28 protein-coding genes are annotated in these 25,991 nt (G+C 71.3%); 19 read left to right on the top strand and 9 right to left on the bottom strand.

The genetic code is table 11. The features are described from left to right. Positions 1-17: 17 nt before the first annotated feature. The 13 genes from FHX32_RS04100 (at position 18) to FHX32_RS04040 (ending at position 10,974) form a co-directional block, all read left to right on the top strand. Complete coding sequence (locus FHX32_RS04100; protein WP_167179527.1) at positions 18-1,307, top strand: serine hydroxymethyltransferase; 1,290 nt, start codon at positions 18-20, stop codon at positions 1,305-1,307. Continuing rightward, a complete protein-coding gene (locus FHX32_RS04095; RefSeq protein ID WP_167179526.1) occupies positions 1,300-1,728 on the top strand; it encodes a hypothetical protein in 429 nt (142 codons plus the stop codon). Before FHX32_RS04100 ends, FHX32_RS04095 begins: the two co-directional genes overlap by 8 nt. Positions 1,729-1,908: 180 nt before the next feature. After that, positions 1,909-2,145, top strand: coding sequence for an AtpZ/AtpI family protein (locus tag FHX32_RS04090; protein ID WP_088997430.1), 237 nt, complete (start codon positions 1,909-1,911; stop codon positions 2,143-2,145). Between the two features lie 12 nt (positions 2,146-2,157). Beyond that, a complete protein-coding gene (gene atpB / locus FHX32_RS04085) occupies positions 2,158-2,955 on the top strand; it encodes a F0F1 ATP synthase subunit A (protein ID WP_088992195.1) in 798 nt (265 codons plus the stop codon). 65 nt (positions 2,956-3,020) lie between these two features. After that, positions 3,021-3,254, top strand: a complete 234-nt coding sequence (locus tag FHX32_RS04080; protein ID WP_043966050.1) for an ATP synthase F0 subunit C — start codon at positions 3,021-3,023, stop codon at positions 3,252-3,254. 27 nt (positions 3,255-3,281) lie between these two features. Further along, on the top strand, positions 3,282-3,821 hold the full coding sequence (locus FHX32_RS04075) for a F0F1 ATP synthase subunit B (protein ID WP_167179525.1): 540 nt from the start codon (positions 3,282-3,284) through the stop codon (positions 3,819-3,821). After that, positions 3,821-4,642, top strand: a complete 822-nt coding sequence (locus tag FHX32_RS04070; RefSeq protein ID WP_167179524.1) for a F0F1 ATP synthase subunit delta — start codon at positions 3,821-3,823, stop codon at positions 4,640-4,642. Before FHX32_RS04075 ends, FHX32_RS04070 begins: the two co-directional genes overlap by 1 nt. Before the next feature lie 91 nt (positions 4,643-4,733). Next, positions 4,734-6,389 (top strand): F0F1 ATP synthase subunit alpha, encoded by a 1,656-nt coding sequence (gene atpA / locus FHX32_RS04065; RefSeq protein ID WP_167179523.1) that lies wholly within the window; start codon positions 4,734-4,736, stop codon positions 6,387-6,389. A 9-nt stretch (positions 6,390-6,398) separates the two neighbouring features. Next, positions 6,399-7,328 carry a F0F1 ATP synthase subunit gamma gene (locus tag FHX32_RS04060; RefSeq protein WP_167179522.1) on the top strand — a complete coding sequence of 310 codons (930 nt, stop codon included), beginning with the start codon at positions 6,399-6,401 and terminating at the stop codon, positions 7,326-7,328. Beyond that, the gene (gene atpD / locus FHX32_RS04055) at positions 7,328-8,767 is read left to right on the top strand and encodes a F0F1 ATP synthase subunit beta (protein WP_167179521.1); all 1,440 of its coding nucleotides are present in this window, start codon (positions 7,328-7,330) and stop codon (positions 8,765-8,767) included. Before FHX32_RS04060 ends, atpD begins: the two co-directional genes overlap by 1 nt. 221 nt (positions 8,768-8,988) lie before the next feature. Further along, positions 8,989-10,131 carry an LCP family glycopolymer transferase gene (locus FHX32_RS04050; protein WP_167179520.1) on the top strand — a complete coding sequence of 381 codons (1,143 nt, stop codon included), beginning with the start codon at positions 8,989-8,991 and terminating at the stop codon, positions 10,129-10,131. 90 nt (positions 10,132-10,221) lie between these two features. Next, positions 10,222-10,506: a F0F1 ATP synthase subunit epsilon gene (locus FHX32_RS04045; protein WP_088992202.1), complete on the top strand. Its 285-nt coding sequence runs from the start codon at positions 10,222-10,224 to the stop codon at positions 10,504-10,506. 12 nt (positions 10,507-10,518) lie between these two features. Further along, positions 10,519-10,974, top strand: coding sequence for a DUF2550 domain-containing protein (locus FHX32_RS04040; RefSeq protein ID WP_167179519.1), 456 nt, complete (start codon positions 10,519-10,521; stop codon positions 10,972-10,974). Positions 10,975-11,023: 49 nt separating this feature from the next. On the opposite strand, the gene FHX32_RS04035 is transcribed toward FHX32_RS04040, so the two are convergent. Genes FHX32_RS04035 through FHX32_RS04025 form a run of 3 tightly spaced genes read right to left on the bottom strand, consistent with a single transcriptional unit; the run spans position 11,024 to position 13,210 of the window. Beyond that, entirely contained in the window at positions 11,024-12,169 is a 1,146-nt protein-coding gene (locus tag FHX32_RS04035; RefSeq protein WP_167179518.1) for a DUF4241 domain-containing protein, read from the bottom strand. Positions 12,170-12,212: 43 nt separating this feature from the next. Further along, entirely contained in the window at positions 12,213-12,605 is a 393-nt protein-coding gene (locus tag FHX32_RS04030; RefSeq protein ID WP_167179517.1) for a VOC family protein, read from the bottom strand. Positions 12,606-12,637: 32 nt separating this feature from the next. Further along, a complete protein-coding gene (locus FHX32_RS04025; RefSeq protein ID WP_167179516.1) occupies positions 12,638-13,210 on the bottom strand; it encodes a cob(I)yrinic acid a,c-diamide adenosyltransferase in 573 nt (190 codons plus the stop codon). On the opposite strand from FHX32_RS04025, the gene murA reads away from it, so the two are divergent. After that, the gene (murA, locus tag FHX32_RS04020; RefSeq protein WP_167179515.1) at positions 13,209-14,651 is read left to right on the top strand and encodes a UDP-N-acetylglucosamine 1-carboxyvinyltransferase; all 1,443 of its coding nucleotides are present in this window, start codon (positions 13,209-13,211) and stop codon (positions 14,649-14,651) included. The genes FHX32_RS04025 and murA overlap by 2 nt on opposite strands. A 72-nt stretch (positions 14,652-14,723) precedes the next feature. Then, positions 14,724-15,572 carry a 3-hydroxyacyl-CoA dehydrogenase family protein gene (locus FHX32_RS04015; protein WP_167179514.1) on the top strand — a complete coding sequence of 283 codons (849 nt, stop codon included), beginning with the start codon at positions 14,724-14,726 and terminating at the stop codon, positions 15,570-15,572. Between the two features lie 31 nt (positions 15,573-15,603). Here the strand turns inward: FHX32_RS04015 and FHX32_RS04010 are convergent, their stop codons facing one another. Continuing rightward, a complete protein-coding gene (locus FHX32_RS04010) occupies positions 15,604-16,788 on the bottom strand; it encodes an MFS transporter (RefSeq protein WP_167179513.1) in 1,185 nt (394 codons plus the stop codon). Positions 16,789-16,907: 119 nt separating this feature from the next. On the opposite strand from FHX32_RS04010, the gene FHX32_RS04005 reads away from it, so the two are divergent. Next, positions 16,908-17,801, top strand: coding sequence for a helix-turn-helix domain-containing protein (locus FHX32_RS04005; RefSeq protein WP_208417945.1), 894 nt, complete (start codon positions 16,908-16,910; stop codon positions 17,799-17,801). Positions 17,802-17,830: 29 nt separating this feature from the next. Here FHX32_RS04005 and FHX32_RS04000 read toward each other — a convergent pair whose 3' ends face one another. After that, positions 17,831-18,676 (bottom strand): ABC transporter permease, encoded by an 846-nt coding sequence (locus tag FHX32_RS04000; protein ID WP_167179511.1) that lies wholly within the window; start codon positions 18,674-18,676, stop codon positions 17,831-17,833. Next, a complete protein-coding gene (locus FHX32_RS03995) occupies positions 18,673-19,521 on the bottom strand; it encodes an ABC transporter ATP-binding protein (protein ID WP_167179510.1) in 849 nt (282 codons plus the stop codon). The genes FHX32_RS04000 and FHX32_RS03995 overlap by 4 nt, the downstream gene beginning before the upstream one ends. A gap of 151 nt (positions 19,522-19,672) precedes the next feature. Here FHX32_RS03995 and FHX32_RS03990 point away from each other — a divergent pair, with 151 nt between their 5' ends. Further along, complete coding sequence (locus tag FHX32_RS03990) at positions 19,673-21,679, top strand: protein meaA (RefSeq protein WP_167179509.1); 2,007 nt, start codon at positions 19,673-19,675, stop codon at positions 21,677-21,679. 70 nt (positions 21,680-21,749) lie between these two features. Here FHX32_RS03990 and FHX32_RS03985 read toward each other — a convergent pair whose 3' ends face one another. Then, positions 21,750-22,049 carry a DUF1540 domain-containing protein gene (locus FHX32_RS03985; protein WP_167179508.1) on the bottom strand — a complete coding sequence of 100 codons (300 nt, stop codon included), beginning with the start codon at positions 22,047-22,049 and terminating at the stop codon, positions 21,750-21,752. Positions 22,050-22,108: 59 nt separating this feature from the next. Next, entirely contained in the window at positions 22,109-23,035 is a 927-nt protein-coding gene (locus FHX32_RS03980; protein ID WP_486480901.1) for a polysaccharide deacetylase family protein, read from the bottom strand. 814 nt (positions 23,036-23,849) lie between these two features. Between FHX32_RS03980 and FHX32_RS03975 the strand changes: the two genes are divergently transcribed. Continuing rightward, positions 23,850-24,443 carry a hypothetical protein gene (locus FHX32_RS03975; RefSeq protein ID WP_167179506.1) on the top strand — a complete coding sequence of 198 codons (594 nt, stop codon included), beginning with the start codon at positions 23,850-23,852 and terminating at the stop codon, positions 24,441-24,443. A 170-nt stretch (positions 24,444-24,613) separates the two neighbouring features. Here the strand turns inward: FHX32_RS03975 and FHX32_RS03970 are convergent, their stop codons facing one another. Further along, entirely contained in the window at positions 24,614-25,231 is a 618-nt protein-coding gene (locus FHX32_RS03970; protein WP_167179505.1) for a DUF4126 domain-containing protein, read from the bottom strand. Between the two features lie 71 nt (positions 25,232-25,302). Here FHX32_RS03970 and nucS point away from each other — a divergent pair, with 71 nt between their 5' ends. Then, on the top strand, positions 25,303-25,962 hold the full coding sequence (gene nucS / locus FHX32_RS03965) for an endonuclease NucS (RefSeq protein WP_167179504.1): 660 nt from the start codon (positions 25,303-25,305) through the stop codon (positions 25,960-25,962). Positions 25,963-25,991 lie beyond the last annotated feature (29 nt).

The raw sequence follows: 25,991 nt of genomic DNA, 5'->3' as shown, positions 1-25,991 counted from the left end.
CAATAGACTCTGGCGCTGTGGACACCGCGCAAAGCACCTTCTGGGGGCCGGATTTCGACCAGCTCCGGGCCACCGACCCGGAGATCGCCGGGGTGGTGCTCGGTGAGCTGGACCGGCTGCGCGGCGGCCTCCAGCTGATCGCCAGCGAGAACCTCACCTCGCCGGCGGTGCTGGCCGCGCTCGGCTCGACGCTGACCAACAAGTACGCCGAGGGCTACCCGGGCCGGCGCTACTACGGTGGCTGCGCCGAGGTGGACCGGGCCGAGGAGATCGGCATCGCCCGGGCGAAGGAGCTCTTCGGGGCCGAGCACGCCAACCTCCAGCCGCACTCCGGGGCGAGCGCCAACCTGGCCGCGTACGCGGCGCTGGTGCAGCCGGGCGACACGGTGCTCGCCATGGACCTGCCGCACGGCGGGCACCTGACCCACGGCAGCCGGGTGAACTTCTCCGGCAAGTGGTTCCGCACCGTGGGGTACACGGTGCGCCGGGACACCGAGCTGATCGACTACGACGAGGTGCGCGACCTCGCCCTCGCGCACCGGCCCAAAATGATCATCTGTGGCGCGACCGCCTACCCGCGACTGATCGACTTCGCCCGGTTCCGCGAGGTCGCCGACGAGGTCGGCGCGTACCTCATGGTGGACGCCGCGCACTTCATCGGGCTGGTCGCCGGGAAGGCCGTCCCGTCCCCGGTGCCGTACGCCGACGTCGTCTGCGCCACCACCCACAAGGTGCTGCGCGGGCCGCGCGGCGGCATGATCCTGTGCCGGGAGCCGCTGGCCCAGCGGATCGACAAGGCGGTCTTCCCGTTCACCCAGGGCGGCCCGCTGATGCACGCCGTCGCGGCCAAGGCCGTCGCGCTGCGCGAGGCCGCGCAGCCCGAGTTCCAGGCGTACGCGGCCCAGGTGGTGCGTAACGCGCAGGCGCTCGCCGCCGGGCTGGCCGCCGAGGGCATGCGCCCGGTCTCCGACGGCACCGACACCCACCTCGCCCTGATCGACCTCCGCGAGGTGGGGGTGACCGGCGCGGACGCCGAGGCGCGCTGCGACGCCGCCGGCATCACGCTGAACAAGAACGCCATCCCGTACGACCCGCAGAAGCCGATGGTCGCCTCCGGGATCCGGGTCGGCACGCCCGCCGTCACCACCCAGGGCATGCGGGAGGGTGAGCTGCGCCGGGTCGCCGGGCTGATCGCCCGGGCGGTGCGCACCGATCCCGCCGATCCGGGCGGCGCCGAAGGGCTGGCCGCGATCGCGTCCGAGGTGACCGAGCTGGTCGCCGAGTTCCCGGCGTACCCCCGTGGCTGAGCCCGGGGTGCGCGAGCCGGTCGCGGCCGCCGACCGGCGCTGGCGGCTGCGGCACCTGCCGGTGCTGCTGGCCGCGAGCGGCCTGCTGACCGCCGTGGCCGCGCTGGTCGGCGCGGTCACCGGCGGAGCCGACGCGGCGCTCGGCGCGGCGGCCGGGGTGGGCGTCACGGTGGCCAGCTACACCCTGACCACCGTGGTGCTGGCCTGGGCCGACTCGGTGAACCCGCAGTTGGTGCTCCCCTTCGGACTCGGTCTCTACGCGGCCAAGTTCACCCTGCTCGGGGTGGTGATGGTGGCCGTGGCGTCGACCGGCTGGGCCGGCCTGATCCCGCTCTGCCTGGGCATCGCCGCCGGGGTGGTGGTCTGGACCGGGGTGCACATCTGGTGGCTCACCGCCGTGCACGCCCGCGGTACCCGCTGACCGCGGGAATCCCACCCCTCGGACGGCGCGGAAATGTGTCCGGCACTGGTCATTTCCAGGCTGGCGGAAGGGGAGTAGCGTGCCCACAGACGAGCCTGCCCGCCCGACGCCCACACAACGACGGTTGTGCGGGGGGTGAGGCACAGCCTCGACTTCCCGACTGATATCGTTCGCCCCGTCATGGCTGGTGACCAAACCCCCCGACCCAGCGGCGACCGGGACGACGTTCCGTCCGGCGCCGGCCAGGGTTGGACCGCGCTCACGTACCTGATCGCGGGCATGCTCGTGTGGGGTTTCATCGGCTGGCTGGTCGACCAGTGGCTCGACACCGGGGGCATCGCCACCGGGATCGGCGTCGTGCTCGGCATGGCCGGGGGGATCATCCTGGTCGTCCGCCGACTCGGCACGCCTACTTAGGAAGGGACGCAGGTGTTCGGAGCGGCGAACGTTCTGGCTCAGGGCGAGGCAGCATTCCCACCCAGCGTGGAGGACTTCTACCTGCCCAGCATCCTGCCCTGGGGTGCGGAGAACTCCTACTGGTTCACCAAGATCACCGCGATGGTCTGGCTGGCCGTCGGCGTGCTGATCATCTTCTTCCTGGCCAGTTACCGGAAGCCGCAGCTGGTACCGACGAAGAAGCAGTGGTTCGCCGAGTCGATCTACGGCTTCGTGCGGAACAACATCGCGGTCGACATGATCGGGCACGCGGGGGTGCGGTTCGCGCCGTACTTCACCACGCTCTTCTGCTTCATCCTGCTGACCAACTTCTTCGCGATCTTCCCGCTGCTCCAGATCTCGCCGAACTCGCACATCGCCTTCCCGGCGTTCCTCGCCGTGATCAGCTACGTGCTCTTCATCTACGCGGGCATCCGGCACCACGGCGCCGGCAAGTTCATCAAGAACTCCCTCATCCCGCCGGCGCCCTGGTACATCCTGCCGCTGCTGATCCCGATCGAGTTCTTCTCCACCTTCCTCGTCCGGCCGTTCTCGCTGGCCGTCCGTCTCTTCGCGAACATGTTCGCCGGCCACATGCTCCTGCTGGTCTTCACGCTCGGCGGCTTCGCGATGCTCAACGCCAACGCCTGGCTGGCGCCGGTCTCGCTCCTCTCCTGGGTGATGACCATCGCGCTCACCTTCCTCGAGTTCCTGGTGATCGTCCTGCAGGCCTACGTCTTCACCGTGCTCACCGCCAGCTACGTGCAGGGCGCGCTCGCCGAAGAGCACTGATCCACCGCACCACCCGTTGTCGTCCCGCGTGACCGTCACGCGTGATAACCAGGAGGAACCCACTAATGGACATCTACGCCGCGGTAGAGGGCAGCACCGCCGCCATCGGCTACGGTCTCGCGGCCATCGGCCCGGGCATCGGTGTCGGCCTGGTCTTCGCCGCCTACATCCAGTCGACGGCCCGCCAGCCGGAGTCGTCCCGGATGACCCTGCCGTACGTCTGGATCGGCTTCGCCGTCATCGAGGCGCTCGCGCTGCTGGGCATCGCCTTCGGCTTCATCTGGCAGGGCCAGCTCTAATCCCGCCCCTCGACCGGGAGGTCATCCATGTTCCTGCTCGCCGCTGAGGGTGGTGAGTCGACCCACAACCCGATCATTCCTGTCTGGCAGGAGGTCGTGGTCGGCACCATCGCCTTCGCCATCCTCTGCTTCGTGCTGATGAAGTTCGTCTTCCCGCGCATGGAGCAGACGTTCCAGGCTCGGGTGGACGCGATCGAGGGCGGCATCAAGCGCGCCGAGGCCGCCCAGGCCGAGGCCAACCAGCTGCTCGAGCAGTACCGCGCGCAGCTCGCCGAGGCGCGTACCGACGCCGCCAAGATCCGGGACGACGCCCGGGCCGACGCCGAGGGCATCCGGCAGGACATCCTCGCCAAGGCGCGGGAGGAGTCCGACCGGATCATCGCGGCCGGCAAGGAGCAGCTCGCCGCGGAGCGAGCCACCATCGTGCGTGAGCTGCGCACCGAGGTCGGCACCATCGCGGTCGACCTGGCCAGCAAGATCGTCGGTGAGTCGCTCGCCGACGAGGCGCGCCGCAAGGGCACCGTCGACCGGTTCCTGAGCGGTCTCGAGAGCACGGGGGCCCGCTGATGCAGGCCGCCAGCCGGGAGTCGTACAAGGTCGCGGCCGAGCGCCTCGACGCGTACGTCCGCGGCGCGGAGGCGTCGGCGGTGGTCACCACCGCCGACGACATCCTCTCCGTCGCCGCGCTGCTGCGGCGGGAGCCGCGGCTGCGCCGGGCGCTCTCCGACCCGGCCCGCTCCGGCGAGGACCGGGCCGCCCTGCTGACCGGGATTCTCGGCGGCAAGGTCGGCGTGGACGCGCTCGAACTGCTCACCGCGCTGGCCGCCGGCCGGTGGTCGGCGCCGTCGGAACTGCTCGACGCCACCGAGCGGCTCGGCGTGGAGGCGCTCCTGGCGGGCGCTGACTCCGCCGGTGAGCTGGGCGAGGTCGAGGACGAGCTGTTCCGTTTCGGGCAGGTCGTCGCCGGCTCGCCCGAGCTGTCCAACGCGCTCTCCGACGGGATGGCGCCGGCCAAGCAGCGGGCCACCCTGGTCGACCAGTTGCTCGCCGGCAAGGCCCGGCCCGTCACCGGCTACCTCGTCGGGGTCGCGCTCGCCGGCTTCGGGGGACGCTCCTTCACCGGGGCGCTCACCCGGCTGGTCGAGCTCGCCGCCGACCGGCGCGACCGGCAGGTGGCGTACGTGACCGTGGCGGCCCCGTTGAGTGAAGAGGAGGAGCGCCGGCTGGGCGCGAGCCTCTCCGCGATATACGGTCGGGAGGTATCCGTCAAGCAGACGGTGAACCCCGAGGTCCTCGGTGGCGCGAGCGTGCGGGTCGGCTCCGACCTGTACGACGGCACCGTCCTGCGCCGCCTCAACGAGACCCGCAACGCGCTCGCGAAGCGCTGAGGCGGCCCCGCCGCGCAGCGCCCTGAATAGACGCCATTCGGACCGGTCGGTACTAGGTATCCCGGGCCCCTGATACTTAAGGAAGCAGAGGATGGCCGAGCTGACCATCTCGACGGAGGAGATCCGCGGCGCCCTGGAGCGCTACGTCTCCTCCTACACGTCCGACGTCTCCCGCGAGGAGGTCGGCACCGTCGCCGACGCCGGCGACGGCATCGCCCACGTCGAGGGCCTTCCCTCGACCATGACCAACGAGCTCCTGGAGTTCGAGGACGGCACGCTCGGCGTGGCGCTGAACCTCGACGTCCGGGACATCGGTGTCGTCGTCCTCGGTGACTACGCCGGCATCGAGGAGGGGCAGCGCGTCAAGCGCACCGGCCGGGTGCTCTCCGTGCCGGTCGGCGACGCCTTCCTCGGCCGCGTGGTCAACGCGCTCGGCCAGCCGATCGACGGCCTCGGCGACATCGCCAACGAGGGCTACCGTGAGCTGGAGCTGCAGGCTCCGAACGTGATGGCCCGGCAGTCCGTCTTCGAGCCGATGCAGACCGGCATCAAGGCGGTCGACGCGATGACCCCGATCGGCCGGGGCCAGCGGCAGCTGATCATCGGTGACCGGAAGACCGGCAAGACCACGGTCGCCCTGGACACCATCCTCAACCAGCGGGACAACTGGCGCTCCGGCGACCCGAAGAAGCAGGTCCGCTGCATCTACGTCGCCGTCGGCCAGAAGGCCTCCACGATCGCCTCGATCAAGGGCCTCCTGGAGGAGGCGGGCGCGATGGAGTACACCACCATCGTCGCGTCCCCGGCCTCCGACCCGGCCGGCTTCAAGTACCTCGCCCCCTACACCGGCTCGTCCATCGGGCAGCACTGGATGTACGGCGGCAAGCACGTCCTGATCGTCTTCGACGACCTGAGCAAGCAGGCCGAGGCCTACCGCGCCGTGTCGCTGCTGCTGCGCCGCCCGCCGGGCCGCGAGGCGTACCCCGGTGACGTCTTCTACCTGCACTCCCGGCTGCTGGAGCGCTGCGCGAAGCTGTCGGACGAGATGGGCGGCGGCTCGATGACCGGTCTGCCGATCATCGAGACCAAGGCCAACGACATCTCGGCCTTCATCCCGACCAACGTCATCTCGATCACCGACGGCCAGATCTTCCTGGAGACCGACCTGTTCAACCAGGGCGTCCGGCCGGCCATCAACGTCGGCACCTCGGTCTCCCGGGTCGGTGGCGCCGCGCAGGTGAAGCCGATGAAGAAGGTCGCCGGCTCGCTGCGGCTGAACCTGGCCCAGTACCGCGAGCTGGAGGCGTTCGCCGCCTTCGCCTCCGACCTGGACAAGGCCTCCCGGGCCCAGCTGGAGCGCGGTTCCCGCCTGGTCGAGCTGCTCAAGCAGCCGAACTACTCGCCGTTCCCGGTGCAGGAGCAGGTCGTCTCGGTCTGGGCCGGCACCGAGGGCAAGCTGGACGACATCCCGGTGGGTGAGATCCGGCGGTTCGAGTCGGAGTTCCTGCAGTACCTGCGGCACAAGCACGAGGGCGTCCTCGCGGCCATCGCTGACAACAAGTGGGACGACGACATCATCGGCTCGCTGGACACCGCCATCACGGAGTTCAAGCAGGTCTTCCTCGGCAAGGAGGACGAGCGCCGGATCAACGAGGCGCCGGCCGCCCCGCTGGAGGGTGACGAGGCCCGTGAGACGGTGACCCGCTTCCGCGACGGCACGACCGACCGCCCGGTCGAGAACCAGTAAGGGCTGACCATGGCGGCCCAGGTTCGCGTTCTTCGTCAACGGATCCGCTCGGCGAAGTCGATGAAGAAGATCACCAAGGCGATGGAGCTCGTGGCGACGAGCCGGATCGCCAAGGCCCAGGCCCGGGTGGAGGCGTCCCTGCCGTACGCCCAGGCCATCACCAACGTGCTCACGGCGCTGGCGTCCAACGCGCGGATCGACCACCCGCTGCTCACCCCGCGGCCGCGGGTGCGGCGGGCCGGCGTCCTGCTGGTCACCAGCGACCGGGGCCTGGCCGGCGGTTACAGCACCAACGCGATCAAGACCGCTGAGTCGCTGATCGCCCGGCTCAAGGCCGACGGCAAGGAGCCGGTGCTCTACGTCGTCGGGCGCAAGGGCGTCACGTTCTACCGGTTCCGCAACCGGCCGATCGAGGCGAACTGGACCGGCTTCAGCGAGCAGCCGTCGTTCACCGACGCCCGCGAGGTGGGCGAGACGCTGATCAAGGCGTTCTCGGCCGGCGCGGACGACGTGGACGGCGGCGCCGGGCCGGACGGGGTGCTCGGGATCGACGAGCTGCACATCGTCTACACCGAGTTCAAGTCCCTGATGACCCAGACCCCGGTGGCGAAGATCATCGGCCCGATGCAGGTGGAGGATCGGCCGCGGTCCGAGGGCCTGCTGCCGGCGTACGAGTTCGAGCCGGAGGCGGAGGCGCTGCTCGACGCGCTGCTGCCGAAGTACATCAACACGCGGATCTACGCGGCGTTGATCGAGTCGGCGGCCAGCGAGTCGGCGGCCCGGCGGCGGGCGATGAAGAGCGCCACCGACAACGCGGAAGAGATGATCGAGAAGTACACGCGTGAGATGAACTCGGCCCGCCAGGCCGGGATCACCCAGGAGATCAGCGAGATCGTCGGCGGCGCGAACGCGCTGGCCGCGTCGGGAAGTGAAGTGTGATGACTGCCCCAGTAGAGACCAAGACGGCCACGGGTCGCGTGGTCCGGGTCATCGGCCCGGTCGTCGACGCCGAGTTCCCGCGCGACGCCATGCCGGACCTGTTCAACGCCCTGCACGTCGAGGTGACGCTCTCCGGCGGCGAGAAGACGCTGACCCTGGAGGTCGCCCAGCACCTGGGTGACAACCTGGTTCGCGCGATCTCGATGCAGCCGACCGACGGCCTGGTTCGCGGTGCGGAGGTGCGCGACAGCGGCTCGCCGATCACCGTTCCGGTTGGCGACGCGGTCAAGGGCCACGTCTTCAACGCGATCGGCGAGGTCCTCAACCTCACCGAGGGCGAGACGCTCCAGGCCGACGACCGCTGGAGCATCCACCGCAAGGCCCCGGCCTTCGCGGACCTGGAGCCGAAGACCGAGATGCTGGAGACCGGCATCAAGGTCATCGACCTGCTCGCCCCGTACGTCAAGGGCGGCAAGATCGGCCTGTTCGGCGGCGCCGGCGTGGGCAAGACGGTGCTCATCCAGGAGATGATCACCCGGGTCGCCCGCAACTTCGGTGGTACGTCGGTCTTCGCCGGCGTGGGGGAGCGCACCCGTGAGGGCAACGACCTCATCGCCGAGATGACCGAGTCCGGCGTCATCGACAAGACCGCGCTGGTCTACGGCCAGATGGACGAGCCGCCGGGCACCCGGCTGCGGGTCGCCCTCTCCGCGCTGACCATGGCGGAGTACTTCCGCGACGTGAAGAAGCAGGAGGTGCTGCTCTTCATCGACAACATCTTCCGCTTCACCCAGGCCGGTTCCGAGGTTTCCACCCTGCTCGGCCGGATGCCGAGCGCGGTGGGTTACCAGCCGACCCTGGCCGACGAGATGGGCGAGCTCCAGGAGCGGATCACCTCCGTCCGGGGCCAGGCCATCACCTCGATGCAGGCGATCTACGTGCCGGCGGACGACTACACCGACCCCGCTCCGGCCACCACGTTCGCCCACCTCGACGCGACCACCAACCTGGAGCGGTCGATCTCCGACAAGGGCATCTACCCGGCCGTGGACCCGCTGGCGTCCTCGTCCCGGATCCTCGCCCCGGAGTTCGTCGGCCAGGAGCACTTCCAGGTGGCCACCGAGGTGAAGCGGATCCTGCAGCGCTACAAGGACCTGCAGGACATCATCGCCATCCTCGGTATCGAGGAGCTCTCCGAGGAGGACAAGGTCACGGTCGGCCGGGCCCGTCGGATCGAGCGGTTCCTCTCGCAGAACACCTACGCGGCGGAGCAGTTCACCGGTGTGCCGGGCTCGACGGTGCCGATCAAGGAGACCATCGAGGCGTTCCGCAAGATCAGCGAGGGCGAGTACGACCACTTCCCCGAGCAGGCCTTCTTCATGTGCGGTGGTCTGGAGGACCTGGAGCGCAAGGCGAAGGAGCTGATGGCGGAGGGCTGAGCCCGCCCGTTGTGAGCAAGAAAAGGCCGCCCCGGCAATGCCGGGGCGGCCTTTTGTTCATCTTCGCGCCGTATCCTGCCCGCTGGCCGGTTTCCCGCGCTCGGCGATCGTGCCGCGCGCGAGGTACCGTCGGTTCGCGCGCTCACCGGAATGAGCGCTGGTCTATGGCAACCATTCGGCTGGGTGCGCCCGTCTCCTGATCGTGGGCGTGACGAACGGAGATGATCGTGGGTAAGGCCGGCAAGGGCGGCAAGCGGCCGTCCATCTGGGCGGGTGTGCCCCGGTGGGCCCGCGTCTGCACCGTGTTCGGCGCCGTGCTGATGCTGCTCAGCGGGGCGGTGCTGGTCGGCGCGGAGGCGCTGATGGCCCGCTACGAGGGCGCGGTGGGCAAAGCCGACCTCTTCGGCGACCAGGCCGCCGGCGCGAAGGAGCGCAAGAGCGACATCAAGGGCCCGCTGAACATCCTGCTGGTGGGCATCGACCCGCGCAACCCGGAGACGCCGCCGCTGGCCGACTCGATCATGGTGCTGCACGTGCCCGCCTCGATGGACCGGGCCTACCTCTTCTCCATGCCGCGCGATCTCGTCGTGGAGATCCCGAAGTTCAGCAAGGCCGACTTCAACGGCGGCACCGACAAGCTCAACGCCGCCATGTCGTACGGCAGCCGGGTGCCCGGGAAGAATCCCGACGCGGCCCGCGGCTTCGAACTGCTCGCCATGACCGTGCAGGACGTGACCGGGATCAAGCGCTTCGACGCCGGGGCGATCATCAACTTCACCGGCTTCCAGAAGATCGTCGACGCGATGGGTGGCGTTGACATGTACATCGAGCGCGATGTGCGCTCGGAGCACCGAGAGCCGGACGGCAAGCACCGCAAGGGCAACCCGAACGGCGAGGGCTACATCGGGCCGCAGGCGGAATACAAGAAGGGCAACCGGCACCTCAAGGGCTGGCAGGCACTGGACTACGTCCGGCAGCGCTACCCGAAGAACGGTGTCCCGGACGGCGACTACGGCCGGCAGCGCCACCAGCAGCAGTTCGTCAAGGCCATGGTCGGCCAGGCGTTCAGCGCCGACGTGGTGACCAACCCGCTCAAGCTGGACCGGGTGCTCCGGGCCGCCGGGCAGTCGCTGATCTTCAACGGTCGCGGCCACAGCGTGGTGGACTTCGGGCTCGCGCTGAAGAACATCCGCCCGGAGACGATCCAGATGGTCAAGCTGCCCGGCGGCGGCGTGACCGAGAACGGCAAGTACCGCGGCGAGGCCTTCAAGCCCGAGGTGGACGACTTCTTCGCCGCGCTGCACAACGAGCAGTTGGACGCGTTCCTGCTGGAGCACCCGGGCTTCCAGAACAAGACCAAGTAGCGCGTGGCGTAGCTCTCGCCACCCGCCTTGGGGGCGCTCCGGCGGCGGGACTAGACTTTCGGCAATCCGCCGCCGCAGCAAGGAGACAGCGTGGCACAGCAGCTTCACGTCGAGCTCGTAGCCGTCGAGGAGAAGGTCTGGTCCGGCGAGGCCGAGATGGTCGTCGCCCGGACGACCGAGGGTGAGCTGGGTGTGCTGCCGGGGCACGCGCCGCTGCTCGGCCAGCTCGCCGAGCCCGGGCAGGTACGCATCAAGCTCGCCGGCGGCGAGCAGGTCTCCTACGAGGTGGCCGGCGGCTTCCTGTCGGTGAGCGCCGAGGGCGTGACCGTCCTGGCCGAGAGCGCCACCCCGGTATCCGCCGCGCAGAGCCGCTGAGCCGTACCGTCGATGGAGATCGTCGAAGGGATCGGAATCGGCATCGCCGTGATCCTCGGCGCGCTGCTGATCCTCTTCGTCCGGCGAGCGGTGGTCACCCGTAGCGGTGGCATCATCCGGCTCAGCGTCCGGGTCTCCACCATGCTCGACGGCCGCGGCTGGTCGCCCGGCTTCGGCCGGTTCGTCGGCGACGAACTCCGCTGGTACCGGATGTTCAGCTTCGCCCTGCGCCCCAAGCGGGTGCTGTCCCGCAAGGGGCTGGCGGTGGAGCGCCGCCGCCTCCCCGAGGGTCAGGAACGGCTCTCCATGCCTGCCGACTGGGTGATCCTCCGGTGTACCAGCCAGCACGCTCCGGTCGAGATCGCCATGGCGCGTTCCACCGTCACCGGATTCCTCTCCTGGCTCGAGGCCGCCCCACCCGGGGCGGTCTCGCCGCGTCTGGCCTCCCAGGACTGGCCCGCCGCCTGACCGGTCGCTCCGCAGCCGGTGATCAAAAGCCCCGGGGGGCGGACCCGGGTCAGAGCAGCATGTCCGCCACGAAGCAGACCACTCCGCCCTCGGCGTCCCGCCCGATCCAGGTCGGGTACGCCCCGTCGCCCCACCCACTGAGCCAGAGCACCATCCCGCCGTCCCCGGCGCGCAGGTACGCCTCGTCGCCGAACCCGAGTTCCCGCCACGCGTCGATCCGGCCGGCGGCCTCGTCGGCGTCCACGAAGCAGGCCATCCCGGCGTCGACGCCGAACCCGAAGAACTCGTCGTGGCCCAGGTCGAGCGGGTCCTGCCCCGGCCGCAGCGCCATCTCCCATCTCCGTACCGGCCGGTCGGTGACGGCCAACCGGGCGGCCGCCACGCGCAGGTGGCGGGGATCGTCGCCGATCCGGGCCAGGCTGAGCGTCACCGGGTAACGGCCGGGCGGGACGGTGGCGGTGTACGGGACGGCGTCATGCTCCAGCCACGCCGGGTCGGTCGCGATCAACCGCCCGGACGGCAGGTGGAGGTCGCCGACCTGGCGTAATTCCAGCCGGGCCCGCTCGGCGCCGCCGGCGACGGGTCGCTCCGATCCCTCGACGAAGAGGTTCTCGACGTCGCCGGGCAACATCGGCCGAGGCGGCCGCCAGGGCGGTTCCTCGCCCGACGTCACGGGCAACCCGTGGTCGGCGGTTTCGACGAGCCGAACGCCGCCGGCCAGGCCGAGCAGGTCGTGCCAGCGTCCGAACGCCGGGCGGGGCGTCCGGGGTGCCGCCTCGATCCGGGACGTGTCCAGCCGACCGCCCCGGTCGCCCTGCGGTTCGTCGATGTCGTGCCGGCGGCCGTCCAGCCGGTACGTCGTGGCGTGCCGGGCCGCCACGTGCGGAAACTCGTGCTCGCCGACGCCGTCCGGGCAGTTCCAGGTGCGGCGGCAGCGCAGGAACAGGTCGCCGTCGGGCGTCCGGCGCCACTCGTCGACGGCCACCCGTCGCCCCCGGTGGTCGAAGCGGGTGGTGCCGCAGTAACCGTCGCTCCACGACACCGCCAGCACGCGTTCCGGGAGGCCGTCCGCCAGCAGCAGCACCGCGTACGGCGTGCCCGCCGCGTCGCGCGCCTCGGCTTGCGTCCCACTCAGCGGGTTGACGACCGATCCGTCCCAGCCGTCGGCGTACACCACGTTTCGGGTTTCCGTCACCGGCGCACCATAGCGGCGTCGCGCCTGTCGCCGCCGCCCCGGTCTAGTCGACGGCGGCGACCAGTTCGACCTCGTACCCCTGGTTGTCGGTGAGGTAGGCGGCGTAGGTTCCCGGTCCGCCGGCGTGCGGATGGTGGTCGGGAAAGAGCAGCGTCCAGCCGTGCGCCGGCGCCGCGGCGACCAGCCGGTCCACGGCGGCCGGCGGGCCGGCGTGGAAGGCCAGGTGGTTGAGGCCCGGGGCGAGCCGGTCGTGCCGCCGCCCGGAGAGCGCGGGGGACTCCTCCAGCACCAGGTAGGTCGGGCCGAGCCGCCAGGAGCGGCCGGCCGACCACTCCTGGAACGGCGTCCAGCCCAGCTCACCCAGGAGCCAGCCCCAGCTCCGGCGGGCGGCCGTCAGGTCGGGTACCCAGATCTCGACGTGGTGCAACCCGCCCACGCGGGAAAGGGCTGGTGCCGGCGGCTGCGCGGTCAGCGCTTACCGCCGGGAACCCATAGCACATCTCCGTCCGGATTTGCCGTTCTTGCCAGGATGAAGAGCAGGTCGGAGAGCCGGTTGAGATACTTTGCCGGGAGAGTGCTGGTCCGCTCGGAGTCATGGCTGACCAGGGCCCACGCCGCACGCTCGGCGCGCCGGGCGGTCGTCCGCGCCACGTGCAGCAGCGCCGCGCCCGCGGTGCCGCCGGGGAGGATGAAGGAGTCGAGCTTGCTCAGGCGTGCGTTGTACTCGTCGCACCAGCCCTCGAGGCGCTCGACGTACTCCTCGGTGACCCGCAGCGGCGGGTACTTCGGGTCCGGTTCGACCGGGGTGGCCAGGTCGGCGCCCACGTCGAACAGGTCGTTCTGGACGACGGCGAGCACCGCCCGCAGCTCGTCGTCGAGCTGGCCCAGCGCCAGCGCCACGCCGATCGCCGCGTTGCACTCGTCGACGTCGGCGTACGCGGCGATCCGCGGATCGGTCTTCGGCACCTGCTCGTTGTTGCTCAGCCTGGTCATGCCGGCGTCGCCGGCCTTGGTGTAGATGCGCGTGAGGTGGACGGCCATGACGCACAGCCTACGGATACCGGACCTGACGATCCCGCTGCGGCCGGACACCGCCGCCGGCTGGCCGGCCGGGGTCGGCCCCGGCGACGCTGGCGACCCGGCGGTCAACGACGTCGACGTGATCCGGGTGAACGGCGGCGCCCGGCTGGCCGGCACGGTGCACGTGGTGGGGGCCAAGAACTCCGCCCTGAAGCTGATGGCGGCCGCGCTGCTCGCCCCGGGCCCCAGCGTGATCACCAACGTGCCCCGGATCACCGACATCGCGATCATGGGGGAGGTGCTCCGCCGGCTCGGCTGCGCGGTGCGCTTCGACGACGACGACCCGGTCGATCCGATGGTCGCCCGGGGCGGGGTCGCCCGCTCCCTGTCGGTCACCATCGACGTGCCCGACCAGCCGGGCACGGAGGCCGACTACGACCTGGTCCGCCGGCTGCGCGCGTCGATCTGCGTGCTCGGCCCGCTGCTCGCCCGGCGCGGGTACGTGCGGGTGGCCCACCCCGGCGGTGACGCGATCGGCTCCCGCGGCCTGGACATGCACATCTCCGGGCTGACCCGGATGGGTGCCGAGATCTCCGGCGAACACGGCTTCGTGATCGCCGCCGCGCCGCACGGCCTGCGCGGGGCCGACATTGTGCTCGACTTTCCCAGCGTGGGGGCGACCGAGAACCTGGTGATGGCGGCGGTGCTGGCGAGCGGGCCGAGCGTGATCGACAACGCCGCCCGGGAACCGGAGATCGTCGACATCTGCACCATGCTCAACCAGATGGGCGCCCAGATATCCGGGGCCGGCACCTCGACCCTGCACATCGAGGGAGTCTCGGACCTGCGGCCGGTGCGGCACGCCACGGTGGGGGACCGGATCGTCGCCGGCACCTGGGCCTTCGGCGCGGCGATGACCCGCGGCGACGTGACCGTGACCGGGGTGGACCCGGCGTTCCTGGAGGTCGCGCTGGACAAGGTGGTCTCGGCGGGCGGCCTGGTGGAGACGCGGGCGGGCGCCTTCCGGGTGCGGATGGACGACCGGCCGCACGCGGTGGACGTCGTGACCCTGCCGTATCCCGGCTTCGCCACCGACCTGCTGCCGATGGCGATCGGGCTGGCCGCGGTCAGCGACGGCGCCTCGCTGATCACCGAGAACATCTTCGACGGGCGGTTCATGTTCGCCAACGAGATGATGCGCCTCGGTGCGGACATCAAGACCGACGGCCACCACGCCGTGGTCCGGGGCCGGGAGCGGCTCTCCGGCGCCCCGGTACGCGCCACCGACATCCGGGCCGGCGCGGGGCTGATCATCGCCGGGCTCTGCGCGGACGCGGTCACCGAGGTCTCGCACGTGCACCACGTGGACCGCGGCTACCCGGACTTCGTGGCCGACCTGCGGGCGCTCGGCGTCGAGGTGGAGCGGGGCTTCGCCCCGGAGGAGCCGGCGGTCGCCATCTGAGGGCCTTAGCAGTCGTTCAGGCTCGCCGACTAGGGTGCTGGCAGACACTCATTCAGGCGAGGGAGTAAGCAGATGGCGGGTCGACTCGCGGTCGTCGGGGCCGGGCTGATGGGCTCGGGGATCGCCCAGGTGGCGGCGCAGGCGGGCTGGCAGGTGACGCTGCGGGACCTGGACGACGCGGCCACCCGGCGCGGCCTGGAGGGCATCCGGAAGTCGCTGGAGAAGTTCGCCGAGAAGGGCAAGATCGAGGCGTCCGAGATCGAGGCGGCGCTGGGCCGGATCACCCCGACCACCGACCTGGAGGCGGCCGCGGACGCCGACATCGTGGTCGAGGCGGTCTTCGAGCGGCTGGACGTCAAGCACGAGGTGTTCCGGGCGCTGGACAAGATCTGCAAGTCGGACGCGGTGCTGGCCACCAACACCTCGGCCATTCCGGTGACCCAGATCGCCGCGGTCACCGAGCGCCCGGAGGCCGTGGTCGGTACGCACTTCTTCTCGCCGGTGCCGATGATGAAGCTCTGCGAGCTGGTCCGCGGCTACAAGACCAGCGACCAGACGCTGGCCACCGTGAAGGCCTTCGCCGAGGAGATCGGCAAGACGGTGGTCGTGGTCAACCGGGACATCGCCGGCTTCGTCACCACCCGGCTGATCGCCGCGCTGGTGGTGGAGGCGGTCAAGCTGGTCGAGTCCGGCGTGGTGTCGGCCGAGGACCTGGACACCGCGTGCCGGCTCGGCTTCGGCCACGCCATGGGCCCGCTGGCCACCACGGACCTGACCGGCGTGGACGTGCTGCTGCACGCCTCGAAGAACATCTACACCGACACCGCCGACGAGAAGTTCTTCCCGCCGGAGCTGCTTCAGCGCATGGTCACCGCCGGCGATCTGGGGCGCAAGACCGGCAAGGGCTTCTACACGTACTGACGGCATCGGGGCGGCGCGCTTCCCGGGCCGCTCAGCGGACCGCTCCCACCGGCGCCGGGGCGGTCCGCCGCAGTCCGGCGGTGAGCAGGAGCGTGGCCGCCAGCGCCGCCGCGGCGAGCAGCGCGACGGCCCGGTTGGCCGGGACCAGGTCCGCGATCGTGCCGGCGAGCGCGGCACACACCGCCTGCCCGGCCATCATGCCGTTCTGGTGCAGGCCGAGCACCTGGCCCCGGGCCTCGGACGGCGAGTGGGCGATCAACCGCTCCTGCAACGGCAGCCCGGCGGCGAAGCCGACCGAGGCGACCAGCGCGACGACCATGGCCAGTGGCAGCGGCGGTGACAGCAGGAAGACCAGGTACGGGACCGCGAGCAGCAGCCGCAGTCCGGGAATCCACCGCTCCCGGCGAGCCCCGGTCAGGAACCGCCCCACCACCACGTCACCGGTCAGCATGCCGAGGGCGGCGGCGGCGAACAGGAACCCGGCGCGATCACCGGCGTACGGGACGAAGAGCGCCTCGCACCCGACGACCAGACCACCGGGCACCCACAGGTTCAGGAAGAGGGACCGGCGGCCCGGGTCTGCCCAGAGTTCCCGGTTCACCCGCACGGTGCGCGCGACCGTCGTCCGCTCGGTGACCCGGACCGGGCGTTCGGACAGCCCGAACCAGCCCACCGCGGCGGCCACCGCCCGGAGCGCCGCGGCGAGCAGGAACACCTGGTACGGGCTCAGCCACACGAGCAGGGCGCCGGCCAGACCGAACCCGGCGATCTGCATCACCCCGACGCTCGTGTTCATGGTGGCCCGGGCCAGTACGTAGGCGTTGGCGGGCAGGATGTCGGTGAGCAGCGCCCACCTCGCCCCACCGGTGATCGAGCCGACGTACGCGCTGACGAAGATGATCGCGAAGCGGGCCCAGAGGGGCAGCCCGGGCACGGCCTGCACCGCCGCTCCGACGGTGACCAGCACCGCGGCGAGGGTCAGTGCCCGGCGCGGCGGCAGGCTGTCCGCGGCCGACAGCAGCGTCAGGCTGCCGAGCACGCCGGCCAGCGGTGCGCCGAACATGCTCAGCGCGGTGAGCAGCGCCGAGCCGGTCGACGCGTAGGTCAACGCCCCCAGCGCCAGGGCCGACGTGGTGTGCCCGGCGATCCCCGCGCAGTTGGCCAGGAACAGGTTGCGGAACTCGCGGGCGGCGAACAGGTCTGCGTACGTTCTCACGGGCACGATCGTCCGGGGCGCCGGGTGGTATCCCGTAGAGTTACGTCCGGAGGCGAAACGTGGGCGTCTGGCAGGTGCCATCGGATCTGCTCGCGCGCAGCCGCTTCACGGTCTCCCCGATGGTCGACACGGTCGCCGCGCTGCGCGCGCTGTACGACCCGCGTACGCCCTGGCAGCGGGCCTGGCGAGGGCCGCACGTCGAGGCGTTCCGGCGGATGCTGGGCAGCCGGCCGGTGGCCCGGGCGCTGCTGGCCGCGTCGTTCAACCCCCGGTGGGTCGCGGACTTCCTCACCATCGCGCCCGCCTCGCCGGATCCCCCGTTCGCGGCCGAGCTGGCGGCCGTCGGGCGGCTCTCCGACCAGCGGATCCGGGCCGACCTGCGGGCCACCCGTCCGGAGCCGCTCGCCGCCGAGCTGCTGGCGGAGGGCCTCACCGGGCAGGTGGTGGAGCTCCTCGACTGGGTCTGGACGCACACCGTCGAACCGGAGTGGCCGGAGCGGGAACGCCGGCTCCGGGCGGACATCGTGGCCCGCACCGCGGCGTTGAGCACGGGCGGCTGGGCCCGGGTGTTCGCCGACCTCAACCGCAACATGGGCTGGCTGGGCGACGGTCGTCTCCAGGTCAACGACTACCCGGAGCCGCCGCTGTCGCTGGACGGGGCCGAGCAGTTGTTCTTCCTCCCGGCGCACTGCCGGCGCGGCTGGGTGGTCTGGGACCGGCCGACCCGGTTCGGGATGGTGTACCCGGCGCGCGGGATCCTGGTCGACCCCAGCTCACCGGCGCCCGACGGGCTCGCCCGGCTGATCGGCGCGAACCGGGCCAACATCCTCGCCCGGCTGGACACGCCGCTGAGCACCTCGCAGCTCGTGGTGGTGACCGGGCTGTCCCTCGGCACGGTGAGCGACCACCTGCGGGTGCTGCTGGGCGCGGGAGCGATCAGCAAGCGGCGGTCCGGGCGCGAGGTGCTCTACTGGCGTACGCCGCTGGGCGACGCGCTCGCCGCCAGCGGCTGAGCGGGGGTCGGTGGCGCCGGCCCGCCGGGTCAGCCGTCGCGCTTGGTGGTCCAGCGGAAGGTGGTCAGGCAGAGCACCAGGCCGACGACGCACCACGCGGCGAGCACCAGGGCGACTCGGCCCAGCTCGAACCCGCCGGCCGGCTCCTGCGCGCCGAAGCTCTCCGGCAGGAAGACCGACCGCAGCCCCTGGCACATCCACTTCAGCGGGAAGAGCGCCGCCACCTGCTGCATCCAGGACGGCAGCTCGGTGAAGACGAAGAACACTCCGGAGATGAACTGGAGCACCAGCGCCACCGGGGTGACCACGGCCGACCCGCTGCGCGCGGTGCGGGCCAGCGACGAGATGGCGATGCCGCACAGGGTGCAGGCGGTCACGCCGAGCACCGACACCCAGCCGAAGGTCAGCCACTTCGCGGCGGTGCCGGGCAGGGCCAGGTCGAACAGCGCCACCGAGACGGCGAGCAGCAGCACCGTCTCCGCGACGCCGATGGCGACCACCATCAGCACCTTGCCGGCAAACCACACCCACTTCGGCATCGGCGTGCCCCGGTAGCGCTTGAGCACCCCCCGGTCGCGTTCGATCGGGATCCAGATGCCGAGGTTCTGGAAGCTGACGGTCATCAGGCCGGTGGCGATCATGCCGGTGATGAAGTACTGGGTGTAGCTGACCCCGGGGGCGATCTCGTCGCTGAAGATCGCCGCGAAGATCAGGATCATGATGACCGGGAAGCCCATCGTGAACACGACGGACTCCCGGCTGCGCAGGAACTGGGTGATCTCCAGCCGACCCTGCCGCAGGGCGAGGGACACCGGGCCCCGCCGCCGGACCGGTGCCGCGGCGGCCGGCGCTGCCGGCTTCATGGTGGCGGTCATGCGTGTCCGATCATGGTGAGGTAGATGTCCTCCAGGGTCGGCCGGGTCACCGTGAGACCGGGCACCTCGCCGCCGAAGCGCGCGGCCAGCTCCGCCACCAGCGCCGTCGGCGTCGCGCTCGCGACGCTCTCCAGCGCCCCTTCCGGCGTCCGCCAGGAGACCGTGGCCAGGGCCTCCTGGCGGTTGCCGAGCCGGTTCGGCGCGGCCACCTCGACCAGCCGGCCGCGCGCGATCACCCCTACCCGGTCGGCCAGCGCCTCGGCCTCGTCCAGGTAGTGGGTGGTCAGCACGATGGTGGTGCCGGCCGCCGCCAGGTCCCGGATCAGCTCCCAGAACTCGCGCCGCGCCTCCGGGTCGAAACCCGTGGTCGGCTCGTCGAGGAAGAGCAGCTCGGGTCGGCCGACGATGCCGAGCGCCACGTCGAGCCGGCGCTTCTGGCCACCGGAGAGGGTGTGCGTACGGGCCCTCGCCTTACCGGCCAGGCCGACCCGCTCGACGACCTTGTCCGGGTCGTCGGCGTCGGCGTAGAACCCGGCGAAGTGGCGGACCACCTCGCCGACGGTCAGCTCGTCGAACTCGCCGGTGCCCTGCAGCACGATGCCCACCCGGGAGCGCCAGTCCGCCGCCTGGTGGGCGGGGTCGCTACCGAGCACGGCGACCTCGCCCGCGTCCCGGTGCCGGAAGCCCTCCAGGATCTCCACCGTGGTGGTCTTGCCCGCGCCGTTCGGGCCGAGCAGGGCGAACACCTCACCCCGGTGCACGTCGAGGTCGACGCCCGCCACCGCGACGGTGTCCCCGTACGCCTTGCGCAGCCCCCGTACGGAGATCGCGAGCTCGTCATCCATGCCGTCAAGTGTGCGACCTGGGCGGTGGCACCGACCGGCCGGGGTGTGGTGGTCCCCGCCATGTCGGGCGATTGGCACCCGGACGTCCGCTCCATGGAGCTGTGTGGTTTTCCACAGCGCCGGTGACTGAACGGTAACTTAGACTCCGGCCATGGACGAGAAGGCTCCCCCCGGCCGGCTGCCCGAGCGCGACCGCCCCTGGGTGATGCGCACCTACGCCGGGCACTCCTCGGCCGCCGCGACCAACGCGCTCTTCCGCCGCAACCTGGCCAAGGGGCAGACCGGCCTGTCGGTCGCCTTCGACCTGCCCACCCAGACCGGATACGACCCGGACCACGAACTCGCCGCCGGCGAGGTCGGCCGGGTCGGGGTGCCGGTCGCCCACCTCGGCGACATGCGGGCCCTCTTCGAGGGCATCCCGCTGGCCGAGATGAACACCTCGATGACCATCAACGCGCCGGCGATGTGGCTGCTCGCCCTCTACGGCACGGTCGGCGCCGAGCAGGGGGCCGAGCTGGCCCGCTGCGCGGGCACCACGCAGAACGACATCATCAAGGAGTACCTGTCCCGGGGGACGTACATCTTCCCGCCCGCGGCGTCGCTGCGGCTCACCGCGGACGTCATCGCGTACACGCTGCGCGAGATGCCGCGCTGGAACCCGGTCAACATCTGCTCGTACCACCTGCAGGAGGCCGGCGCGACGCCGGTGCAGGAGGTCGGCTTCGCGCTGGCCACCGCGGTCGCCGTGCTCGACGCGGTACGCGACTCCGGCCAGGTGCCCGCCGAGCGGATGGGCGACGTGGTGCAGCGGATCTCGTTCTTCGTCAACGCCGGGGTGCGGTTCGTCGAGGAGATCGCCAAGATGCGTGCCTTCGGCGCGCTCTGGGACGAGATCACCCGGGACCGCTACGGGGTCGAGAACCCCAAGCAGCGGCGGTTCCGCTACGGCGTACAGGTCAACTCGCTCGGGCTGACCGAGGCACAGCCGGAGAACAACATCCAGCGGATCGTGCTGGAGATGCTCGGCGTCACCCTCTCCCGGGACGCCCGGGCCCGCGCCGTGCAGCTGCCGGCCTGGAACGAGGCCCTCGGCCTGCCCCGGCCGTGGGACCAGCAGTGGTCGCTGCGCATGCAGCAGGTCCTGGCGTACGAGTCGGACCTGCTCGAGTACCCCGACCTGTTCGCCGGCTCGCACGTGATGACCGCCCTGGTCGACGAGATCGTCACCGGCGCCCGGGTCGAGCTGGAGAAGGTGCTGGAGATGGGCGGCGTGGTCACCGCCGTGGAGACCGGCTACCTGAAGAGCGCGCTGGTCGCCTCGCTGGCCGAGCGACGCCGCCGGATGGAGGTCGGCACCGACGTGGTGGTCGGCGTCAACCGGTTCACCGAGACCGAGCCGTCGCCGCTGACCGCGGCCGGCGCCGAGGCGATCGAACAGGTGGACCCGGCGGTGGAGAAGTCCGCCGCGGCCGCCGTACGTGAATGGCGGGCCGACCGGGACGCGGCCGCGGTCCACGCGGCCCTGGCCCGGCTGCGCGCGGACGCCGCGACCAGCACGAACCTGATGCCGGCGACGCTGGAGTGCGTGCGGGCCGGCGTGACCACCGGCGAGTGGGCCGGCGCGCTGCGGCAGGTCTTCGGCGAGTATCGGGCACCGACCGGGCTGGCCGGCGGGGCCGGGGCCGGCGTGGACGCCGGGCTCGCCGGAGTGCGGGAGCGGGTCGCCGCCACCGCCCGGGAGCTGGGCAGTGGCCGGCTGCGGCTGCTGGTCGGCAAGCCCGGCCTGGACGGGCACTCCAACGGCGCCGAGCAGATCGCGGTACGCGCCCGGGACGCCGGCTTCGAGGTGGTCTATCAGGGCATCCGGCTGACCGCCGGACAGATCGTCGCCGCCGCCGTCGAGGAGGACGTGGACCTGGTCGGGCTCTCCGTGCTCTCCGGCTCGCACCTGGCCGCGGTGCCCGCGGTGCTGGACGGGCTGCGCGCCGCCGGGCGGCCGGACCTGCCCGTGGTGGTCGGCGGCATCATTCCGGCGGGCGACGCGGAGCAGTTGCGCGCCGCCGGGGTGGCCCGGGTCTTCACGCCGAAGGACTTCGCCCTCACCGGCATCATCGACGAGCTCGTCACCGTGGTTCGGCAGGCCAACGGTCTGCGCTGAGGCCCCCGCCGTCACCGACCACCGGGGCGGTGGCGGCGGGTCAGCGCCGGTTCCCCGGTCGGGCGACGGGTCAGCGCTGGTCGTAGGTGATGCAGTCGGCCATGTCGTTGTCCGGGCCGACCTTGATCGCCGGCGCGTGGCACTCCAACTGGTCGTTGTGCCGGCAGTCGGCCCGCTGGCAGGCGCCGACCTGCGCGGTCATGCCGTCCACGCCGGCCTGGACCGCGGGCATTTCGATGAACGTGTGGCAGTGCGCGTGGTCCATGCTGCCGATCGTGATGGCGAACGCGTGGCAGTCGCCGGTGTGGTTGTAGGCGCACGCCGCGACCACACATTCCTGGACGCGGGGCATCTCCATCGCTGCGGTCATGCCGACCTCCTCTAGTCTTGCGTAGATTCTAGGGATTTGTCGGCCTTCCTGATCGGGATTCAGCCGTGCTCGAGCACTTCCGAGAGCGGAGCCGGCTCCAGGCCGCGTTCGGCCAGGCCGGCCAGGATGTGCGGCAGCGCCTCGTCCGTCATCGGCGCGTTCGCCTCCGTCACGTGCATGATGATCACCGAGCCCGGGCGGACGTCCGCCAGCGCCGCCCGCACCACCGGCCGCCAGGACGTCGCGAACGGGTCGCCGCTCACCACGTCCCCGTCCACCACGGTCAGCCCCAGCGGTGCCAGTGCGGCGAGCGCCTTCCGGTCGTGACACAGGCCGGGGAAGCGGAAGTAGCGGGTCTGCCGCCCGCCGTACTCGGCCATCAGGTCGAACGTCCGGGCCACGTCGGCGGCCATCTTCCGGTCCGCGATGCGCGGGAGGCCGTAACAGTCCCGGGTGAAGGCCAGATGCCCGTACGTGTGGTTGGCCAGTTCGAAGCGCGGGTTGGCGGCCAGCCGGCGGGTGAGCGCCGGGTACTGCTCGACCCACATGCCGGTGAGGAAGAAGGTGGCCGGCACCCGCTCCCGCTCCAGCAGGTCGATGATCTTCAGGTTCGCGTACGACCGCACCGCGCCGCTGCGCAGTTGGTGCCGCATCGCCTCGGTCATGTCCGCGTCGAAGGTGAGCGCCACCTTGTTCCCCGTACGCGGCCCGTGGTCGACGACGGGAGGTGGGCTGCCGACCGTGGTGGCGCCCGGCAGGTCCGGGCCGGTTCCGGGCCGGGAGGTGACCGGCGGCGCCGAGGCGGGTGCCGACGTCCGTGGTGTCGCGGGCGAGGGGGATTGGGCGGCGGGCGCGGTCGCCGGCATCCGGACCATGCCGGCGCTGGCCGACGTACGGAGCGGGCTGGGGCCGGTCAGCAGGGCGGCCGCCGCGACCACTGCGGCGAGGATCGCGACCAGGCGAACGCGGGAGATCTTCACGAGCACCGCAAGATGATCGCAGTGCCGCCTCGGCTCGTGTGGCCCGCCGTGACTGGTTCGGGTGGTCAGGCTTGGTCCCTGCGCCGGTCCCGGCAGGCCACTCCCGCGCCGTGGTCCGGCTCTGTTCGTGTGGTCACGGTGTGCGCCACCGTTGGTGGTGGTCCGGGTCCGCTCGGTCCAGTGGGGTTCGGTGGCTGGTCGGGTCGGGTGTGTCGTCGGGGGCTGGGCATGGTGTCCGGGAGGGTGATACCTCTGAGTCATCGATATGCCGCTGAGGTATCCCGCTCGTTCCTCGGTGGCCCCCTCCCCGCTGACCCGGAGTTGATCACCTTGCCCAGCCTCCGGGGTGGGCGTTTGCTGGGATGCGGTCGGTGGGGTGTGTGTCGGGTTTGTGGGTGTGGTTGGTGGCATCCGGGTGGTGGAATCGGGGCCTGGTCGGGGGCGTTACATCATGCGGACGATCGAGCAGGGGCACGTGGCCGGCAGGGCCGGCCCGGGGTCCTGGGTTCGCGGAATGATGGCGGGCGGCCGGTCGTTACATCACCCGGCGATCGCAGCAACGCAGCGTCTGGGCTCCGGCCGATGCGGGTCGCGGCTCCCGGAATGATGGTGGGCTGGCGGTCGTTGCACACAGTCCGGCACCGCGAAGGGCGACCCCCTGCCCCGCAGGTCGGCCGGGCACCCGGCGCCACGGGTATCCCCCGCCCGGTCAGAGTGCCATGTTTTCTCTCGAGTCTTTCTGAGCGCCTGATGGTGCTTGCGCCCTGTCGGCCTGCCCCCCTTGGGCTGGTGGGCGTTATCCCCCGGAAGGAGCTGTGTGATGAACACGATCATGCGGAAGAGCGTTCTGGGTATTGCTGGTCTGGCTTTCGCCGGTGGCATCGCCGCTGGCCCCGCCACCCACGCCGACACCGGCCCGGTCGAGGCCGTCAAGCCGGTCGCTGCGGTTGCGGTGCAGGCTGACAAGCCGGACATGGGCAAGCTGATCCCGCACGGCGTGCAGGGTGAGCAGTCGCGCATCGACCTCAACGACGAGCAGGTCGCGAATGTGAAGGCGATCATCGCGGCGACGAAGACGTCCGACATGGACGAGCGCGCCGCCGTGGTGGCCATCGCCACCAGCCTGCAGGAGTCGAAGCTGGAGAACCTGGGTCACCTGGGCGAGCGCAACGACCACGACTCGCAGGGCCTGTTCCAGCAGCGCCCGTCGAGCGGGTGGGGCACGGTGGAGCAGATCACCGACCCCGAGTACTCGACCACGGCGTTCCTGAAGGGCCTCAAGCAGGTCGACGGGTGGCAGGACATGCCCCTGACCAAGGCCGCGCAGACCGTGCAGGTGTCGGCCTACCCGGACCACTACGCCCAATGGGAACAGCAGGCCGCCGACCTCGTCGCCGAGCACTGGAACAGCTGACCCAACCGAACAAACACTTTCCTCACAGGGGGACTGCTGGCCGGCACCCAACAGGTGCCGGCCAGCAGCACATACCAACCACCGGCAGGGCCGGCACCCACCACCGGGCGCCGGCCCTGCGGCATGTCCAAAGCGGGCAGCCTGGCCCGACCACTGGCGGGAAGAAGCGGTCAGACGCGGTAGCCGGCGGCGCGGGCGGCCTGGCGTTCCCGGCGGCGGTCGGACCGGCGGCGCAGGAGCCAGAACAGGAAGAGCGCCATGCCGGCCAGGAACGCCAGCACCAGCACCGGCAGGATGATCGCCACCACCGACATCACCACGCTGGTGGCGTCCTCGGCGGTGCTCGCCACCGGCGCCCCCACCCCGGCGGTGGTCGCGTTGATGACCGGTCGGGCGGCGGACTTGAGCAGGTGCACGCCGAGCGCGATCAGCACCCCGGTCACCACCGGGATCCACTCGCTGGAGGAGAAGAAGCTCCCCGGGTCGCTCACCGTGACCGTCTCCGACGTGGACCCGGCACCGAAGGCCAGGCCGCCGGCGGTCGGGCGGACCACGGTCTGCACCACGTCGTTGACGTGGTCGACCACCGGCACCTTGTCGGCGACCACCTCGACGGCGAGCAGCACGGCGAGGATGAGGATCACCCAGCCGTTGCCGAGCCACTGCCAGCCGGTGGGCAGGTCGATGAGGTCGGTGTAGCGGGCCAGCAGCCCCATGGTGAGCAGGGGGATGTAGGCGTTCAGGCCCGCCGAGGCGGCGAGGCCGGTGCCGGTGAGGACTTCGAACACCGTCTCAGCATCGCACCGGCACGCCAGTGCCGCTCGGTGGCGCCGGCCCGCGCCTCCGCTACCCTCGTCGGGTGCGGTTGGTGATTGCGAAGTGCTCGGTGGACTACGTCGGACGGCTCTCGGCCCACCTGCCGCCGGCCACCCGGTTGCTGATGGTGAAGGCGGACGGGTCGGTGTCCATCCACGCCGACGACCGGGCGTACAAGCCGCTCAACTGGATGAGCCCGCCGTGCCGGCTGGAGGAGGCCCCGGGCGTCTGGCGGGTGGTCAACAAGGCCGGCGAGGAGCTGCGGATCACCCTGGAGGAGATCTTCCAGGACACCTCGTACGACCTGGGTGTCGATCCGGGCCTGCGCAAGGACGGCGTGGAGGCGCACCTGCAGGAGCTGCTGGCGGCCAACCCGACGGCGTTGGGCGAGGGCTTCACGCTGATCCGCCGGGAGTACATGACCGCGATCGGCCCGGTCGACCTGCTCTGCCGGGACGGGCAGAACGCCACAGTCGCCGTCGAGGTGAAGCGTCGGGGCGAGATCGACGGCGTCGAGCAGCTCACCCGCTACCTGGAACTGCTCAACCGCGACCCGCTGCTGGCCCCGGTGACCGGGGTTTTCGCGGCGCAGGAGATCAAGCCGCAGGCCCGGGTGCTTGCCACCGACCGAGGGATCCGCTGCGTGGTGGTGGACTACGACAAGCTGCGCGGTATCGAGCGTGACGAGCTGACCCTGTTCTGACCGCCGGCGGCCGACCCGCGGCGGTCACC

It is taken from the genome of Micromonospora sp. CNZ280 (assembly GCF_011759515.1).
The sequence above is the reverse complement of the archived record's forward strand: the minus strand, read 5'-3'. Positions and strand labels throughout refer to the sequence as shown.